Consider the following 16,784-nt stretch of genomic DNA (forward strand, 5'->3'; position numbering starts at 1 on the left):
CCCCCGTCAGTGCTCGATGATCACCAGGGGGATCTCGCGGGGGGCGACCGCCGTCTGGTGGTCGTCGTAGGCGGGCCAGAGGGCGGTCAGGGCCTCCCAGTACGTCTCCCGCTCCGCCGGGGTCGCCGTCCGCGCACGGGCCTGCGCGGTCAGGGCGCCGACCTGGAGGCGGACCTCGGGGTGGGCGGTGAGGTTGCGGTACCAGGAGGGGACGCCGGGCGTGCCGTCGGCCGCGATGGCCAGGACGATGTGGCGGCCGTCGTCCCGCACGTAGATCAGCGGCGTGCGGACGGGCCGGCCGGAGAGCCGGTCGAGGGTGGTCAGGAGGAGCGTCGGGACCCCGTGCCAGAGATGTCCGTCGGCGCCGGAGCTGTCCACGTACGCGCGCACATGCGTGGAGACCTGTCCGGCCGGCGGGTCGGCGGGGTGGTCCCAGTCGACCGGTTCACCGGAGCAGGAGGTCGTGCCGGTCGTCCGCGTCGTGCGCATCGTTGTCGTCCTTAGGAATCGGCCCCCTGGGCGCCTAACGAGCATGCACCGATTCTGGATGCGCACCGGCCCGCACGCACCTCGGGGCGGACCGGAACCCCGGTCCGCCCCGCTCCGCGCCCGCCTAGGGGAGGTAGCGTTCGAGCGCCCTCGCGCCCTCCTTCTCGATCAGCTTGCGTGCCTTCTCGACCCGTTCCGGCGTCGGGTCCTGGCCGCGTGCCATGACGAGGTCCTCAGGGTCGAACGGGTGCTCCGACCCCGTCCAGAGGTGGGCGGGACGCTGGGGCTGCTGGTCCGATTCACTGTCCATGGCTACCTCCTGCTGTGTCCCCCTGGCCCCATCCTCCGGCCCTGCCCCCATGAACGCACCTCGGCGCCTCAGGCGCTGTTGACCGCCAGCACCACCGTCAGCGCGACGACCGCCCCGCAGATGCCCAGGTTCACGATCCGGTGCTCCCAGAACACCGCCACGAACTCCCGGATCGTGGCGCTCGGCCAGAAGTACTTCGCCGTCGGCGAGCCCAGCACCTGGCCGTTCACCCCGGCCTTGCGGGCCATCATCGCGGCGCGGAAGGCGTGGAAGTTGTTGGTGACCACCACGCAGCGGTAGCCGGGGTCGGCCGACTCCATGACCGTCCGGCTGAACAGGAGGTTCTCCTCCGTCGTGCGGGAGCGGTCCTCCAGCCGTACGTGTTCCTCCGGCACGCCCTCGGCGATCAGCCAGTCGGCCATCGCCCGCGCCTCCGCGAGCTTCTCGTCGCCGCCCTTGCCGCCCGAGGTCAGCAGCAGCGGCACCCGCCCGCCCCGGGCGATCTGCGCGTCGTGGATCTCCCGGCCCTTGCGCAGCCGCGAGGCCAGCAGCGGCGGGACCCGGTCGCCGCCGATGAGGCCGGAGCCGAGCATCACCACGTAGTCGACGTCCCCGCGCACCTTGATCCGGCCGTAGAGGAAGGCGTAGGCGAGGAAGCAGAGGAAGAGGAAGGAGACGTATCCGGCGAGGAAGACCACGCCCCCCGTGACCGCGTCCCACATCTGGGAGCGCCGGGTGCCCGCGGTCAGGACGAACGCGATCAGGGCGAAGATCCCCACCCCCGCCGTGAAGGCGAGCAGATTGGCCGGGCGGCGGCCCTCCTTGCGGACCATCGTCACGCCGTTGGCGATGAGGAAGATGCCGAGGGCGACCGTGCCGAGCGAGGGGATCAGGAAGACCAGCGCGACGATGATCCCGGCGAGGCCGAGGGGCAGGTCGGGGACCAGGGTGAGCAGCCCGACCGAGGTGAATATGAAGGTGAGCCCCAGATAGACCGCGTTGCGGAAGCGCCGGCGGTCCTCCCGGACGCTCACGGCGAAGAGGGTGAGGAAGAGGACGGCAGGTACGAAGGCGTACATGCCGATCATCGTAAGTGCGGAGTACCGGAGTACCGGAGTACCGGAGTACCGGAGTACCGGAGTACCGGAGTACCGGAGTACCGGAGTACCGGAGTACCGGAGTACGGCCGACCGGCGGACGGATGCTAGCGGCCGCCGTGCGGTGTGCGACGCACGGCCCGCCCGGCCAGGACGTCCGTCCTGCGCCCGTCCCGTACGACGAAACGCCCGTCGATCAGGACGTACGGGATCCCGGTGGGCAGCGTGCGCGGGTGCTCGTACGTCGATCCGGCCGCGACCGTCAGCGGATCGAAGAGGACGAGGTCGGCCCGGTGCCCGACGCGCACCAGCCCCCGGTCCGGCAGCCGCAGCCGGGCGGCGGGGCGGCCGGAGAGGTGGGCGACGCACTCCTCCAGGGACAGGACGCCCAGCTCGCGCACGTAGTGCCCGAGGTAGTGCGGGAAGGTGCCGTAGGCCCGCGGGTGCGGTTTCGCGCCCTGCAGGATGCCGTCCGAGCCGCCCGTGTGGACGGGGTGGCGCATGATCGCCCGTACGTTCTCCTCGTGCCCGACGTGCTGGAGGATGCTCGGTCCGAGCCGGTCGCCCAGCAGCAGCGCCCGGGCCGTGTCCCAGTCGGGGACGCGGGTGCCGACGTACGCCCCGTAGGCCGGATCCGTGGTGCCGGCGATCTCGATCGTCGACCAGTCGACCGGGACCCCGTGGCAGCCGTCGGCGCCCTCCACCTCCAGCGCGTACCGGATCCGCTCGGCCTCGGCGTCGTCGGCGAGCCGGGCCAGCACCGCCTCGGGTCCGCCCTCGTTCGCCCAACTGGGCAGCAGGGCGACCAGGGTGGTGCAGCCGGGGGTGTACGGGTAGCTGTCGAGGGTGATGTCGGCTCCGCCGGCCAGCGCCCCGTCGAGCAGGGCGAGCAGCTCGCCCGCCCGGCCCTGGTTCTCCCCGAAGTTCATCGTGGCGTGCGCCAGGTGCAGGGCGCAGCCGGCCTCGCGGGTCAGCTCGACCATCTCGGCGTAGGCGGCCAGGGCGCCGCGGCCGTACGAGCGGTGGTGCGGGCAGTAGTAGCCGCCGTACCGGGCCACCACCCGGCACAGCTCGGTCAGTTCGGCGCCGGACGCGTACATGCCCGGGGTGTAGGTGAGCCCGGAGGACATCCCCACGGCGCCCTGTTCGAGCCCCTCGGTGACCAGGGTCCGCATCCGGTCGAGCTCCGCGGGGGCGGCGGGGCGGTCGCCCCAGCCGACGACCTGCGCGCGGACGGTGCCCTGGGGGACCAGGTAGGCGGCGTTGACGGCGATGCCCCGCCCGCCGTGGGCCCGGTCCAGCCGGTCCAAGTATCCGCCGACCGTGCGCCAGTCGAAGTCGAAGTCGATGTCCTCGCCGGTGCCGTTCCAGCCGGCGATGGCGGCCCGCACCTCGGTCAGCGTGCGCTCGTCGGCGGGGGCGTAGGACAGGCCGTCCTGGCCGAGGACTTCGAGGGTCACGCCCTGGGCGGCCTTCGCGCCGTGGTCCGGATCGCGCAGCAGGGCCAGGTCGCTGTGGGCGTGCATGTCGATGAAGCCGGGGGCCAGGGCGAGCCCGCGGGCGTCGAGCGTGTGCCGCCCGCCGCCCGCGATCCGGCCGCCCACCTCGGCTATGCGGCCCTCGCGGATCCCGACGTCGGCGATGCGGGAGGGCCCGCCCGTGCCGTCGACGATCCGGGCCCCGCGGATGACCAGGTCCATGGGCTTAGAAGAAGGTCCGGACGTACTCGGTGACCGTGCCGTCGGCCTCCACCACCGGGATCAGCGGCCACTTCTCGAAGATCGTGCACGGGTGGGACATCCCCAGCGCCACCCAGTCGCCGACCTGCACGTCCTCGGCGGAGTCGGTTTCCAGCCAGGCGTGCTGGTCGGAGAGCTTGAGGACGCGGATCCCGGTGCCCGGACGCTCGGCGCCGGTCAGGGGGTCGCGGACCAGCTCCACCTCGGGCAGCCCCAGGTCGTAGGCGATGTCCCGCTTGCCGGCGTTGACGAACGCCTGGGTGGGGGAGGGCCGGGAGACCACCTGAGTCCAGAGCCGGAAGGCGGGGCGCAGGCCGCCCTCCTCGGGGACCCGGTTGAAGGGGGTGAGGCGGGTGTACCAGCCGTGGTCGTGGGAGACGTACGCCCCCGAGCGCAGCAGCTTCAGGACCGGCCGCGAGAGCTCCGGCAGCTCGGCGAACACGTCGGCGACGGCGTCGAACCAGGCGGAGCCGCCCGCGCTGACCACGATCTCCTCCACCCCCTCGAACCGCCCGGCCTTGTCGAACTCGGCGGCCAGGCCGATGAGTCGGCGCAGGTAGGCGTGGACGGAGTCCGGGTCGGCCCCGGGCACCTCCGCCTCGTACCCGGCGATGCCGACCAGGCGCAGCGTGTCCGTGCCCGCCACCGCGTCGGCGACGGCCCGGCAGTCCTCGTCGGTACGGGCCCCCGTGCGGGCGCCCTCCCCGGCGCCGAGCTCGACGACCACGTCGACCCGCTGCGACTGGCCCCGCAGGGCCAGGTCCATGAGCTGGACCCCGCGCACGGAGTCCACGTAGCAGACGAAGCGGAAACCGGGGTCCGCGGAGAGCTCGGCGGCCACCCAGCGCAGGGCGGCGGCGTCGACGAGCTCGTTGGCGAGGAAGATCCGCTGGATGCCGAACGCCCGGTAGACGCGTGCCTGGTGGGGGACGGCGGCGGTGATGCCCCAGGCGCCGTGCTCCAGCTGGCGCCGGAACAGCTGCGGGGCCATGCAGGTCTTGCCGTGCGGGGCGAAGGCCAGGCCGTGGCGCTCGGCGTAGGCGCCGAGGGCGGCGAGGTTGTGGCTCAGCGCCTCCGCGTCGAGGGTGAGCACGGGCGTGGTGAACCCGCCGGTGTACAGACCCCGCCGCTCGGCCGTCAGTTCGCCGACGGTGAGGCCCGCCTGCCCGGCGTCCGGGGGGAGTCCCTTGAACCGGTGGTCCACCGGTTCCTGGGCGAGGGCCTGGACGGGATCGCTGGGCATGTGTGTGGGCCTCCCGGGCATTGCGGTTCGCCTTGCGGTTGTTGCGTACAGTGCAACAGTCGTTGCGTGTGTCGCTGCATGCTGTCTAACATCCCGGGTGACGACGGGTCAACGGGTCCGGGGCGGTCCCGGGTCTGTACGGAGAGTGCGGAGGCGCGCTGAGTGAGCCAGTCGGTGGAACGGGCGCTCCGGATCCTGCCTGCCCTGGCCAAGGGCCCGGCCGGGCTCGGCGAGGTCGCCGAAGTGCTCGACGTGCACAAGAGCACGGCCCTGCGGCTGCTGAGGACCCTCCAGGAACACGGCTTCGTCTACCGGCAGGGCGACGGGCGCTACCGGCTCGGTGCCTCCCTCTTCGCGCTGGCCTCCGAGTCCATCGAGAACCTCGACGTCCGCGAGATCGCCCATCCGCACCTGCTGGAACTGAACCGGACCACCGGCCACACCGTGCACCTCGCCCTCCACCAGGACGACGAGGTCGTCTACGTGGACAAGGTCGACAGCCGCTATGCGGTGCGGATGTACTCGCGCATCGGCCGGCCGGTCCCCCTCACCGTCGCCGCCGTCGCGAAGCTCCTGATCGCCGACCTGCCGGAGGCCGAGCGCCGCGCCCTGGCCGCGCGCATCGAGTACCCGGCCTACACCTCCCGCTCCACCCCCGACGCCGCCGCGTACCTGCGCGAGCTGGACCTCGTACGCGCCCAGGGGTGGGCCACCGACATCGGCGGCCACGAGGAGTCCCTGAACTGTCTGGCCGCCCCCGTCCGCGGACCCGACGGCCGTGTGGTCGCCGCGATGTCCGTCTCCGCCCCCGGCGTGGTCCTCTCCGTCGTGGGGCTGCTCGAACTCCTCCCGCTCGTACGGCAGACCGCCGACGCCATCGGCCGCGAGTACTCAGGCTCGGGCCCCGTGCAGGAACAGGAAGAAGACAGGCCATGACCGACAAGATCGCGATCACCCCCAGCACCCACACCGACCCGCCCGCGAGGTTCTCGCACGGCGTCCGCAAGGGCAACATCCTCCAGGTCGCCGGCCAGGTCGGCTTCCTCCCGCACGTGGACGGGCAGGAGCCCACGCCGGCCGGCCCCACCCTGCGCGAGCAGACCCTCCAGACGCTGGAGAACGTCCGCTCCGTACTGGAAGCGGGCGGCGCCACGTGGGACGACGTGATGATGCTGCGCGTCTACCTCACCGACACCACGCACTTCGGAGAGATGAACGAGATCTACAACGCCTACTTCGAGGAGCAGAACCTGAAGGCGGCCCCCTCGGCCCGCACCACGGTGTACGTGGGCCTCCCCGGCGGCCTGCTGATCGAGATCGACGCGCTCGCGGTGCTCGACGCCTGAGGCCGAAGCCGAGGCCGAAGCCGAGGCCGAGGCCGAGGCCGAGGCCGACGCCGACCGCCTTGCGCCGCACCGGAGTTGGCGGCCGGGGGCATACGTCTCACATTATGTGCATAACGGAGCGAACCCCCCCACATCCTGTGTATCTTGAGCGCGCTTTGTACACACCATGTGGGGGGAACTCTCTTGCGCAAGCGCTCCGTCATAGCCGCGGCCGTCGCCACCGGCACCCTGGCCTTCCTCGCCGCCACCCCGGCCCAGGCCGCCGAGTCCGGCTCGGCCCTGAAGATCCGCGGAGTCCAGTACGACGCCCCCGGCGCGGACTCCAACAGCTGCTCCACGGGCAACACCCGTGACGAGTACCTGACGATCAAGAACTACTCCACCACGGCGAAGGTCAACCTCAAGGGCTACGTCGTCAGGGACGCCACCGGCAACAGCTACACCTTCACCGCCAACCACTACCTGGAGCCCGGTGACTTCGTGAAGCTCCGCGGCGGCAAGGGCGCCGAGTCCGACGCCTCCAACGTGGCCTACCGCGGCAGTTGCAACTTCATCTGGAACAACGACCGCGACACGGTCTACCTGAAGACCCCGTCCGGCGCGACCGCGGACTCCCACGCCTACACCAAGAGCGGGTCCGACCGCGACGGCAACGGGTACATCACCTTCCACGGCTGACGGGCCGCCGACCGGCTCTCTCCGGCGACCGGGCATTGGGTACGCTCACCGATGACTTCGGGGCGCCGGCGGGGGCCGGGACGCCGCTAGGCAGGGATGGGTCCTCATGAGCAGCGCACCTTCGGCAGGCATCTTCCAACCGCTCAAGGCGGACGACCCGGAGATCGTGGGCGGCTACCGGCTCGCGGCGGTGCTCGGCGCGGGCGGCATGGGCAAGGTGTACCTCTCGTACACGCCGGGCGGCCGGCCCATCGCCATCAAGGTCATCCGGGCCGAGTTCAGCGAGGACCCCGAGTTCCGGCGGCGCTTCCAGCAGGAGGTGCGCTCCGCGGAGCGGGTCCAGGGGCTCTACACCGCCCCGGTCATCGACTCGGACACCGAGGGCGAACAGCCCTGGCTGGCCACGGCCTACGTGCCCGGTCCCTCCCTCGCGCACGCCGTCGCCCACCACGGCGCACTGCCGACGCGCAGCGTGCTGCTGCTGGCCGTCGGGGTCGCCGAGGCCCTGACCGTGATCCACGGTGCGGGCATCGTCCACCGCGACCTGAAGCCCGCTAACGTCCTCCTCGCCTCCGACGGCCCGCGCGTCATCGACTTCGGCATCGCCCGCGCCGCCGACTCCACCGCCCTGACCAGCACCGGCGTCAGCATCGGCACCCCGGCGTTCATGGCGCCCGAGCAGGCGTCGACGGGCACGATCACCCCGGCCACCGACGTCTTCGCCCTCGGCCAGATCGCCGCCTTCGCGGCCATCGGTTCCTCCGTCTACGGGGACGGGCCCTCGCACGCGGTGCTCTACCGGATCGTCCACGAGGACCCCGATCTCAGCGCGCTGCCCGAGGACCTGCGGCCCCTGGTGACCCGCTGCCTCAGCCGCGACCCGGCCGACCGGCCCGCGCTGAGCGAGGTCATCGCGCTGTGCAACGAAGCCGCGGGCACCGAGCCGCTGCGCCAGGGCGAGGACTGGCTGCCGCGCGCGGTCGCCGGTGCCATCACCGAGCGGGTGCACCTGCTGCCCGCCCCGGCCCCCACCCCGCCCCCGCGGCCGGTCACGCCCGTCCCGACGGAGGTCTCCGCGCAGCCCCCGGCCCCGAGCGCGCCTCCGGCGTCCGCCGCCGCGCCCGCGCATGCCGCGCCGACGCAGGCCGCTCCGGCCCAGCCGGGCCCGCCGCGGCCCGCCCCTGCGCAGCCGGGACAGGCGACCGTGCCGACCGGCTACGGGACGCCGCAGCCGTACGCGCAGCCCGCGTACGCGCAGCCTCCGCGCCCCCAGCCTTCGTACGCGCAGCCCGCGTACGCCCAGCCGACGTACTCCCAGCCCAACTACACGCAGCAGCGCCCCGGCTGGGGGCAGCCCACCTACCCGCCCGCGCCGACCCGCCCCAAGCGGACCGGGCTGATCGTCACCCTGTCCGTCGTGGGTGCGGTCATCGGGCTCGCCGTCCTCGGGTCCCTGCTGCCGGACGGCGACAAGGGGAACGGCGCGGCCGGGTCACCCGGCAGTACGGGGGGCTCCAGCGCCTCCCCGGGCAAGGCCCAGAAGCCCGTCGACCCGCAGCCGGTCTCGTACAAGGGCATCGAGATGCCCGGATCGCACCGGCTGCTGCTCGCCGACAATCCGCCGCGTCCGGCGGAGGAGCCGAACGGCGCGGGCGTGCGTTACGGGAAGGGCGATCTCTGGTACTACCGGGACACGACCTTCGGCAATGACGAGCTCGGCACCGCGAACGGGAAGCTGGTCCTGCTGAACAACTCGGAGAAGGGCTCGCTGGACACCTGCCGCAAGGTGACCCGCTTCACCGAGAAGATCACCCTCGATCAGCTCACGACCGGGTCCGAGGTCTGCGTCCTGAGCGACGCCGGGCACATCGCGGTGGCGACCTACCGCGGCAAGTCGGGGTCGAAGGAGTCGAGCCAGTACATCACCCTCGACCTCACGATCTGGCGCAACGCCGAGCAGGCGAAGAAGGACTAGCCGCCGACCGCGCCGGCCGCGCCGATCGCGAGCCCGACGAACGAGCGGACCAGCGGGCTCGGGTCGCCCGCCCGCCACGCCACCACCGCGCGGCTCGGCTCCATGTCGGACAGGGGCACCACGGTCAGGCCCGCCCCCGGGTCGTGGTCCAGGAGGGTCAGGCCGACCGTGCCGTTCCACAGGACGGCCTGCCGGCATTCCCGCACGGCGCGCACCTGCGGGCCCTCCCGGGGTGCGCCGCCGCTCCAGTACGACTGCCAGGCCGCGTCGGTGCCCTCTGGGAACCGGAACCAGCGGCGGTCGGCCAGGTCCGCCAGCTCCAGGACGTCGCGGCCGGCCAGTGGATCGTCGGCGCGCAGCAGCGCTCCGACCGGATCGGCGCGCAGGACGCGTACGGTCAGGCCGGCCCGGTCGAACGGCGCGCGGGTCAGGGCGACGTCGACCAGTCCGGTGCGCAACCCGCAGGTGGGATCGGTCAGATCGGCCTCGCGGATCCGCACCTCGGCGTCCGGATGCCGTCGGCGGTAGGCGTCCGCCAGCCGGATCACGTCGGGGGAGGCGCTGTCTCCCAGGATCCCGACGGTGATGCCCGCGGCGCCGGCCGCCGCGGCCACGCGCGCCCGTACCCGCTCGGCGTGGTCCAGCAGGGCGCGGGCCTCGTCGAGCAGCACGGCCCCGACCTCGGTGAGGGCGACCCCGGCGGAGGAGCGGACGAAGAGGGCGGCGCCGGTCTCGGTCTCCAGCTGCCTGATCGCCCGGCTCAGCGGCGGCTGGCTCATGTGCAGCCGGGAGGCGGCCCGTCCGAAGTGGAGTTCCTCGGCGACGGCCACGAAGTAGCGCAGGGTACGGAGCTCCATGCGGCGACGATACCCGTACGGTATCGAGCTGCCGGAAAGGGTCTTGGACGGGCGCGGCCTCCCGGCCGTGGAATGGGACCCATGAACGTCGCCTTCTGGATCACCGCAGGCCTGCTGGCCCTCTTCTACCTCTACGCGGGCGGGGTGAAGCTGGTCCGCAGCCGCGAGGAGCTCCGCCCGATGATGGCCTGGGTGGACAGCACCCCCATGACGGCCGTCCGGGCCATCGGGGCCGTCGAGGTGCTCGGCGCCGCCGGCCTGGTCCTCCCGCCGCTGACGGGCATCGCGCCCTGGCTGTCCCCGGCCGCGGCCGGCGGATTCGTCCTCCTGCAGATCGGTGCGACGGTGGTCCACCTGGCCCGCGGTGACCGCCGGATCGCCCTCAACCTCACGCTCCTGCTCGCCGCGGCCGTGACCACCTGGCTCGCGACGGCGCGCCTCTGACGGCGAAGGGGCGCCCCCCTGGCGGTGGGGCGCCCCGGCTCACACGGGATCGGCACTACGGGCGTGCCGTACTACGGGCAGTACTGCGCCTGCTTGCCGATCGAGCGGTACATGCAGTCCGCGTTCTCCAGGAGCTGCAGCACCGCGTCCTTGTTGCGCGCCGTCTCGCGGTCGATGACCTCGTCGGGCGGGTAGAAGCCGCCGCCGCCCGAGCCCGTCGGGTACATCTCGAAGGTGTAGGCGAAGATCTTCTGGTTGCCCCACAGCCAGTCGTCGATGGTCCCGTCCGTGATGTACAGGTCGCTCGACTGCTCCGGCGTGTAGCCGTTGCTGGCCGCCATGCTGGTGCCGATCTTCTTGTACACGGCCAGGTCGTCGGCCGTCAGTCCGGGCGCGGTGTCGTTGTACGTCCACCCGAACGGCCACAGCACGAGCTCGCTGTACGTGTGGAAGTCGATGGCGGCCGTGATCTGCTGCTTGCCGCCGACCACCCGGCTGCGCACGAAGTCCGAGACCACCTTGACCTCGGGCGCCGACTCGGCCGCCGCGCCCCGGTAGGTCTCGGAGCTCTTGCTGCTGCTGGAGCCGCCGCAGCAGCCCCACTTGTAGTTCCAGTTGCGGTTCTCGTCGGTGCCGACGTAGGAGGAGCCGGCGTTGGGCTGCCGGTTCTTGCGCCAGGACCGGTAGGAGCCGGAGGCGATGTCGTACTCGCCGCCGTCCGGGTTGAGGTCCGGGATGATCCAGATCTCGCGGCCGTTGACCATGTTGGTGACGCGCGAGTCCGTCCCGTACTTGGAGCCGAACTCCTTGAGCAGGTACAGGGCCATCTCGACGGTCAGGTGCTCACGGGCGTGCTGGTGCGCGGTGAAGAGCACCTCGGGCTCGGCCTCGTCGGTCGCGACGTTGTCGCTGATCTTGATCGCGACGAGGTCCCGGCCCTGGTACGACTTGCCGATGACCCGCTTGCTCATGAGCGCGGGGTACTGGGCGATGCGCTGGTCGATCTCCGCGCTCGCCTCGGCGTAGTTGTGGTAGAGCGCGTCCTTCGACGGGAAGTCGTTGATCCCGGCGGCGATGTCGCGCGCGTCCCGGCGGTCCGGCGGTCCGGGCAGCGCGGTCAGCTTGTAGCCGAGGGCGCGCAGCTTGGTCGCCTGCATCGTGTCGGCGCTGACGACGACCGAGCGGGCGTCCACCTCGTCGATCGAGACGCCGGTACGGAGCAGGGAGGTGCGTTCGGCCGCCGTGGACGGGCCCTGGATCTCGTACTGGACGATCGACTCGTCCTGGGTGGCGGTCGACGGGGTGGGCGGCGGGGCTGCCGTCGCGCTCAGGCCGTAGGCGGGTGCGCCGAGCGCGAGCGCGAGAAGGGCAGCCGTGACGGCGGCCCTTCGGCGGTGGTGGAGCCGCATGCGTTCTCCTGGGTGGGAGTGTGGGGGTAGCCGTGCGGACGCGCACAGCGTGCTCTCGTGGCATGTCCGGGTCAAGAACCCCAAATCAGCCACCCCCACACACCTACCTGCTACGGCAGGCCGTGGACCTTGGGACCCACCGCGTTGGACCAAGCGCTACCCGCTTTGGCGTCCCAGTTGGTCGACCAGGTCATCGCGCCGCGCAGACCCGGGTAGGTCTTCGACGGCTTGAAGCTCCCGCAGCCGGTGCCCCTGGCCAGGCAGTCCAGGGCGTTGTTCACGATGGTCGGCGAGACGTAGCCGCTGCCCGCGCCGCTGGGGGAGGCCGGGACCCCGATGCCCACCTGTGAGGGGTCGAGCCCGCCCTCGAGCTGGATGCAGGCCAGCGCGGTGAGGAAGTCCACCGAGCCCTGGGAGTAGACCTTGCCGTCGCAGCCGAGCATCGCGCCGCTGTTGTAGTACTGCATGTTGACGACGGTGAGGATGTCCTTCACGGCCAGAGCCGTCTTGAAGTAGCCCCCCTGGGTCGACTGCATGTCGATGGTCTGCGGAGCCATGGTGAGGACGAGGGAGGGGCCGGCCTTCGCCGCCAGCGCGCGCAGCGCCTGGGTCATGTAGGTCGGGTTCAGGCCGTTCTCCAGGTCGATGTCGATCCCGGTGAAGCCGTACTCCTGCATCAGCGCGTACGCGGAGTTCGCGAGGTTGGTCGCGGACGTCGAGTCGTTGACCGCGATGGTGCCCTTCTCGCCGCCGATGGAGAGGATGACGGACTTGCCGGCCGCCTTCTTCGCGGCGATGTCCGCCTTGAACTGGGGGACCGTGTAGCCGCCGAGGCCGGCCGAGTCGAGGTTGAAGGTGATGGCGCCGGGCGTGCTGGTGGCGTCGGCGAAGGAGACGGCGATGATGTCGTACTGCGCGGAGACGTCGGAGATCTTCTGGACGGTCGCGCCGTTGTTGAAGTTCTGCCAGTAGCCGGTCACCGCGTGCCTGGGCACCGAGGGGTTCGGGTTCCCGCCCCCGCCGCTCGTGGTGGTGCCGGGGACGGCCGCGCCCTTCGCGCCCTCGCCGGCCGCGTTGTACGCGCTCACCTGGAAGGAGTACGTGGTCGACGCGGCGAGCCCGGTGATCTGCGCCGAGGTGCCCGAGGTCACGGTCTGGACGCGGACGCCGTCCTGATACACGTAATACCCGGCGGCCCCGCTGACCGCGTTCCACGAAAGGGTGAGCCCGCTGGAGCTCTGGCCGGAAACGGCGCTGCCGGACGGCGCGCCGGGGATGGTCGGCGAGGGGTCGGTGCCGCCTCCGCCGTCGGGGCCGAAGACGCTGAACTCGTCGACCACGAAGCCCGGCTGGCCGTACCAGCCGTGGGTGTAGACGGTGACCTGGGTGGTGGACGGGCCGGTGGTGAAGGTGGTGGCCAGCTTCTGGAAGCCGCCGCCGGTGCCGGGGGTCCAGGTGGAGACGTCCTGCGTGCCGGTCCCGGTCGCGCCGAGGTACACGTACGAGCCGTTGACCTGCTCGCTGAGCGTGTAGGTCGAGCTGGGCTTGACGGTGACGACCTGGCTGCACCGGGCGTTGTCCTGGCCCGACGGGGTGGCCTTGAGGGCGCCGGCCCCCGCGAAGACGGGGGAGGAGACGACGGCGCCGCTGCCGGAGGTGCAGGTCCAGTTGGCGAGGCCGGACTCGAAGCCGCCGTTGCGGGCGACGTTGACGTCGGCGGCCTGGGCGGTGCCGGTGGCCAGGGCCGTGAGCCCGCCGGCGGCCAGGGTGACGGCGAGCGGGACGGCGAGGGAGCGTATGCGGTTCACGTGGGCTCCGGTGGGGGGAGTGGGGAAGTGAGAACGCGTCAGAACGGGTGGTGTGGCACGTGCTGCGGGACAAGTGGGGTGCCCCGCAGTCAAGTTGGTCTAGTCCAATCCCCATGTCAAGAGTGTTTGCAATATGGCTTGAACTGATCGACCTGTCCGTCGTCTTGCGATCCTTGTTGTCCGGATTTTCCCGCCCCCCGTGACACGTGCCCGTGGCACGGGAATGTGTAAGGCCCTGCCCTGCCAGGAAGGACGTGGATATGGTGCTGGGGCAAGGGGGAAGGGTGTTGATCGTTTGCGGTCGCGCAGCATGCGCGCACCCGCCGCGGTCAGGGGAACGCCCGTGGATGACGGGGTGAACGGGGGGATGCGCGTGCCGATCGCCATTGCTGTCACCAGCGCCGATCTGGTGCTGCCGGCCCCGGACCGGCACACCCCGGCCGCCGCCGTGCTGCCGCCGCCCGAGGAGCTCGACCTCGACGGAGCACTCGCCCAGACGGCCGGCCTGCTGGAGCGCCACGGCCACCTGGTGGTCCTCGTACCGTCCTGGCTCCGCGTCTCCGCCGTCCGCCGGCTGCACACCGTCCGGTCCATCCTGGAGACCGACCGGATCGCGCTGGTCGACGTCGATCTCCCGCCACTGGGCTTCGCCCTGCTGGTACGCCAGCTGCGCCAGCTCAGCGTCTGCGACTTCAGCCCCGGAGTGCTCGCCTCCGCCGCCCGCCTGCTCGCGCACTACATCTACGCGGGCGCCCTGCTCGGCTCGGTCGCCAAACTGGACCGGGTGCCGGTCGGGCTCAAGGCACACGCCAAGTCCTGGTCGCCGAACGCCCAGTTCGCCGTACTGGCCCACCTGACCCCGCACCTGGTCAAACTGGGCTCGGGCTCCGGCGGAACCCACGGCGGCGGCGCCACGTTCCCCCCGGGCCCCGACTTCGCCACCCACCTCACCTTCGCCCGCGGCCAGCTCACCTCCGACTGGGTGGCCTCCGACCTCGCCCCCGCCTGGCGGGTCCAGGGCGTCATGGAGAACCCGCTGCCCGCCGACTCGCCCGCCTGGTGGGCCACACCGAAGCTGGTGGAGTTCGCGGCCGCCATCCCGGACCCCTCGGTGCTCTACCAGCTCGTCGCCTCGGTCCGCCGCGAGGAATGCCGCTGGTGCGGCTTCGAACTCATCGGTGACCGCTGCGGCTTCTGCGCCGCCCCGCTCCTCGCACCGGCCCCGCCGCCGGCGACATCCACGGGGACCTCCGCGGCGCAGCTCCGTCCCAGATCCAGATCCAGACACTGACCGGCCCGAACGAATGAAGAACGGCGAGGTAAGACGGCCATGAACTCACGCCAGCGCCGCGGCGTCATCCTGCTGATCCTGTCGGTCCTGTGCGCGCTCGCCGCCTTCGGTGGAGTCCTCGTGGTCGTGGGAGACGTGAACTCCAAGGTCGGCAACGAGGTCGTCGCCTACCGGGTGAAGGGCGACATAGCCCCGTACACCCCCCTGGCGCCAGGCCAGTTCGAGCAGGTCACGGTCCCCCAGCGGTGGCTGTCCGAGACCGCCGTCACCGACCTGGCCGCCCTCAAGGACAAGCTGGCGCTCACCGGCCTGAAGAAGGGCTCGCTGCTCCAGAGCGACATGTTCGTCGACAAGCCGAAGCTCCAGGCCGGGGAGCAGGAGATGGCCATCCTCATCGACGCCTCGACGGGTGTGGCGGGCAAGATCACCCCCGGCGCCAAGGTCAACATCATCGGCACGTTCAAGAGCAAGAAGGCGGACGGCCCCGACCAGTCGGTGGTCATGGTGGCCAACGCCCGCGTCATCAACGTCGGCAAGCTCACCCCCCTCGACCCCAAGGACAGCGACAAGAAGACCACCACCGACGCCGTCCCGATCACCTTCGCCCTGTCCGCCAAGGACAGCCAGCGCGTCGCCTACGCCGAGTCCTTCGCGGTGCACGTACGCCTGGCCCTGGTGGCACCCGGCACCGACTCGGCGCCCAACCCGGGCGACCGCTTCTACACCCTCGAAGGGGACAAGTGAGGCGCCGATGACCACTCGCATCCTCCCCGCGGTCGGCGACCCGGAGTCCGCCCGCATCATCGCCACCCTGCTCAGCCAGCTCCCGGGCGCCGAGCCGGCCGCCCCCGTCCCCGACTCCACCGTCCTCCTCGACACCCTCGCCCGGCTCGCCTCCGAGTCCATCGACGAGCTGCCCGAGGTGGTCCTCGTACACGAGCGGATCGGTCCGCTCCCCGTCCTGGACCTCATCCGCGAGGTCGCCCTGCGCTTCCCGGCCGTCGGGGTCGTCCTCGTCACCTCCGACGCGAGCCCCGCGCTGTTCTCCGCCGCCATGGACTCCGGCGCCCGCGGCCTGATCGGCCTGCCCCTGGCCTACGAGGAGCTCGCCGCCCGCGTCCAGGCTGCCGCCCAGTGGTCCGTGGGCGTGCGCCGCCACCTGGGCCGGGGCCCGGACCTCCCCAGCGGCCCGGGCGGCAGGGTCGTCACCGTCACCGGGGCCAAGGGCGGGGTCGGCGCCACCTTCGCGGCCGTGCAGTTCGCACTGGCGGCGGTCGCGGCCGGGCGGCGCACCGCCCTGGTCGACCTGGACCTCCAGGCCGGGGACGTCGGCTCCTACCTCGACGTGCAGTTCCGCCGTTCCATCGCCGACCTCGCCGGCATCCAGGACATCTCCCCGCGCGTCCTCCAGGACGCCGTCTACGACGACCGCACCGGCCTCGCGCTGCTCCTGGCCCCGGCCGACGGAGAACGGGGCGAGGAGGTCGACGACCGGGCCGCCCGGCACGTGATCGCCGCCCTGCGCGCCCGCTACGAGCTGGTCGTCATCGACTGCGGCACCCAGGTGACCGGCGCCAACGCGGCCGCCGTGGAACTCGCCGACGTGGCCGTCCTGGTCACCACCCCCGACGTGATCGCCGTACGGGCCGCCAAGCGGATGGTCCGCATGTGGGAACGGCTCCAGGTCAGGAAGGCGGAGGAGACCACCATGCTCGTCAACCGCTGGACCAAGCAGACCGAGATCCAGCCCGCCCTGATAGAGAAGATCACCAAGACCCGGGCCGTACGCACCCCCGTGCCGGCCGCCTTCAAGGAACTCCAGGCCGTCGTCGACGCGGGCCGGGTGCAGGACCTCGACAACCGCTCGACCGTGAAGCAGGCCCTGTGGACGGTGGCGGGCGAACTGGGCCTGCTGAGCCCCCCGGAGGCCCAGGAAGCCCCGGCCGGCTCGGCCGCCCCGACCGCCGAGCCCGGCGCGGCCCTGGCCGTACGCGGCTCCGGGCCGGTGGCCCGGATGCGCGGCCGGGGCGACCGGGGCGCACTCGGGCCGTGGTCGCGGCGCGGGCGGGAGGGCTGAGGGGTGTCCGGGCGGAGACGG

General features: G+C 72.0%; 16 protein-coding genes. 8 read left to right on the plus strand and 8 right to left on the minus strand.

The window, feature by feature from the left end; genetic code table 11:
• Window positions 1-6: 6 nt before the first annotated feature.
• From OG435_RS28615 to OG435_RS28635, 5 genes are all read right to left on the minus strand, one after another.
• Entirely contained in the window at window positions 7-489 is a 483-nt protein-coding gene (locus OG435_RS28615) for a nitroreductase/quinone reductase family protein (protein WP_266880812.1), read from the minus strand.
• A 124-nt stretch (window positions 490-613) separates the two neighbouring features.
• Window positions 614-799 (minus strand): hypothetical protein, encoded by a 186-nt coding sequence (locus tag OG435_RS28620; RefSeq protein ID WP_266880813.1) that lies wholly within the window; start codon window positions 797-799, stop codon window positions 614-616.
• Between the two features lie 68 nt (window positions 800-867).
• Entirely contained in the window at window positions 868-1,878 is a 1,011-nt protein-coding gene (locus OG435_RS28625) for a YdcF family protein (RefSeq protein WP_266880814.1), read from the minus strand.
• Window positions 1,879-2,003: 125 nt separating this feature from the next.
• A complete protein-coding gene (locus OG435_RS28630) occupies window positions 2,004-3,596 on the minus strand; it encodes an N-acyl-D-amino-acid deacylase family protein (RefSeq protein ID WP_266880815.1) in 1,593 nt (530 codons plus the stop codon).
• A 4-nt stretch (window positions 3,597-3,600) separates the two neighbouring features.
• Complete coding sequence (locus tag OG435_RS28635; RefSeq protein ID WP_266880816.1) at window positions 3,601-4,878, minus strand: amino acid deaminase; 1,278 nt, start codon at window positions 4,876-4,878, stop codon at window positions 3,601-3,603.
• Window positions 4,879-5,040: 162 nt separating this feature from the next.
• Between OG435_RS28635 and OG435_RS28640 the strand changes: the two genes are divergently transcribed.
• From OG435_RS28640 to OG435_RS28655, 4 genes are all read left to right on the plus strand, one after another.
• On the plus strand, window positions 5,041-5,814 hold the full coding sequence (locus OG435_RS28640; protein ID WP_266880817.1) for an IclR family transcriptional regulator: 774 nt from the start codon (window positions 5,041-5,043) through the stop codon (window positions 5,812-5,814).
• Window positions 5,811-6,224: a RidA family protein gene (locus tag OG435_RS28645; protein WP_266880818.1), complete on the plus strand. Its 414-nt coding sequence runs from the start codon at window positions 5,811-5,813 to the stop codon at window positions 6,222-6,224. The genes OG435_RS28640 and OG435_RS28645 overlap by 4 nt, the downstream gene beginning before the upstream one ends.
• Before the next feature lie 183 nt (window positions 6,225-6,407).
• Window positions 6,408-6,902, plus strand: a complete 495-nt coding sequence (locus OG435_RS28650) for a lamin tail domain-containing protein (RefSeq protein ID WP_266880819.1) — start codon at window positions 6,408-6,410, stop codon at window positions 6,900-6,902.
• A gap of 106 nt (window positions 6,903-7,008) precedes the next feature.
• On the plus strand, window positions 7,009-8,877 hold the full coding sequence (locus tag OG435_RS28655; protein WP_266880820.1) for a serine/threonine protein kinase: 1,869 nt from the start codon (window positions 7,009-7,011) through the stop codon (window positions 8,875-8,877).
• Here OG435_RS28655 and OG435_RS28660 read toward each other — a convergent pair.
• A complete protein-coding gene (locus OG435_RS28660; protein WP_266880821.1) occupies window positions 8,874-9,734 on the minus strand; it encodes a LysR substrate-binding domain-containing protein in 861 nt (286 codons plus the stop codon). The two genes, OG435_RS28655 and OG435_RS28660, sit on opposite strands and share 4 nt — an antisense overlap.
• A gap of 81 nt (window positions 9,735-9,815) precedes the next feature.
• Here OG435_RS28660 and OG435_RS28665 point away from each other — a divergent pair, with 81 nt between their 5' ends.
• Entirely contained in the window at window positions 9,816-10,178 is a 363-nt protein-coding gene (locus OG435_RS28665) for a DoxX family protein (RefSeq protein ID WP_266880822.1), read from the plus strand.
• Between the two features lie 71 nt (window positions 10,179-10,249).
• Here OG435_RS28665 and OG435_RS28670 read toward each other — a convergent pair whose 3' ends face one another.
• Window positions 10,250-11,587 (minus strand): M14 family metallopeptidase, encoded by a 1,338-nt coding sequence (locus tag OG435_RS28670; RefSeq protein WP_266880823.1) that lies wholly within the window; start codon window positions 11,585-11,587, stop codon window positions 10,250-10,252.
• Between the two features lie 110 nt (window positions 11,588-11,697).
• Window positions 11,698-13,395: a chitinase gene (locus OG435_RS28675; protein WP_430625702.1), complete on the minus strand. Its 1,698-nt coding sequence runs from the start codon at window positions 13,393-13,395 to the stop codon at window positions 11,698-11,700.
• Window positions 13,396-13,762: 367 nt separating this feature from the next.
• Between OG435_RS28675 and OG435_RS28680 the strand changes: the two genes are divergently transcribed.
• From OG435_RS28680 to OG435_RS28690, 3 genes are read left to right on the plus strand one after another with little or no spacing between them, the layout of a single operon-like run.
• On the plus strand, window positions 13,763-14,686 hold the full coding sequence (locus OG435_RS28680) for a hypothetical protein (protein ID WP_266880824.1): 924 nt from the start codon (window positions 13,763-13,765) through the stop codon (window positions 14,684-14,686).
• Window positions 14,687-14,725: 39 nt separating this feature from the next.
• Window positions 14,726-15,430, plus strand: a complete 705-nt coding sequence (gene cpaB, locus OG435_RS28685) for a Flp pilus assembly protein CpaB (protein WP_266880825.1) — start codon at window positions 14,726-14,728, stop codon at window positions 15,428-15,430.
• A gap of 7 nt (window positions 15,431-15,437) precedes the next feature.
• Window positions 15,438-16,763 (plus strand): AAA family ATPase, encoded by a 1,326-nt coding sequence (locus OG435_RS28690; protein ID WP_266880826.1) that lies wholly within the window; start codon window positions 15,438-15,440, stop codon window positions 16,761-16,763.
• Window positions 16,764-16,784 lie beyond the last annotated feature (21 nt).

Source organism: Streptomyces sp. NBC_01264 (assembly GCF_026340675.1).
Taxonomy (GTDB): domain Bacteria; phylum Actinomycetota; class Actinomycetes; order Streptomycetales; family Streptomycetaceae; genus Streptomyces.

Excerpts from the sequence above, each read along its gene's own strand:
- OG435_RS28615 (WP_266880812.1), bottom strand. The coding sequence starts at position 489 with ATGCGCACGACGCGGACGACCGGCACGACCTCCTGCTCCGGTGAACCG.
- OG435_RS28620 (WP_266880813.1), bottom strand. The coding sequence starts at position 799 with ATGGACAGTGAATCGGACCAGCAGCCCCAGCGTCCCGCCCACCTCTGG.
- OG435_RS28625 (WP_266880814.1), bottom strand. The coding sequence starts at position 1,878 with ATGTACGCCTTCGTACCTGCCGTCCTCTTCCTCACCCTCTTCGCCGTG.
- OG435_RS28630 (WP_266880815.1), bottom strand. The coding sequence starts at position 3,596 with ATGGACCTGGTCATCCGCGGGGCCCGGATCGTCGACGGCACGGGCGGG.
- OG435_RS28635 (WP_266880816.1), bottom strand. The coding sequence starts at position 4,878 with ATGCCCAGCGATCCCGTCCAGGCCCTCGCCCAGGAACCGGTGGACCAC.
- OG435_RS28645 (WP_266880818.1), top strand. The coding sequence starts at position 5,811 with ATGACCGACAAGATCGCGATCACCCCCAGCACCCACACCGACCCGCCC.
- OG435_RS28655 (WP_266880820.1), top strand. The coding sequence starts at position 7,009 with ATGAGCAGCGCACCTTCGGCAGGCATCTTCCAACCGCTCAAGGCGGAC.
- OG435_RS28660 (WP_266880821.1), bottom strand. The coding sequence starts at position 9,734 with ATGGAGCTCCGTACCCTGCGCTACTTCGTGGCCGTCGCCGAGGAACTC.
- OG435_RS28665 (WP_266880822.1), top strand. The coding sequence starts at position 9,816 with ATGAACGTCGCCTTCTGGATCACCGCAGGCCTGCTGGCCCTCTTCTAC.
- OG435_RS28670 (WP_266880823.1), bottom strand. The coding sequence starts at position 11,587 with ATGCGGCTCCACCACCGCCGAAGGGCCGCCGTCACGGCTGCCCTTCTC.
- OG435_RS28680 (WP_266880824.1), top strand. The coding sequence starts at position 13,763 with ATGCGCGTGCCGATCGCCATTGCTGTCACCAGCGCCGATCTGGTGCTG.
- cpaB (WP_266880825.1), top strand. The coding sequence starts at position 14,726 with ATGAACTCACGCCAGCGCCGCGGCGTCATCCTGCTGATCCTGTCGGTC.
- OG435_RS28690 (WP_266880826.1), top strand. The coding sequence starts at position 15,438 with ATGACCACTCGCATCCTCCCCGCGGTCGGCGACCCGGAGTCCGCCCGC.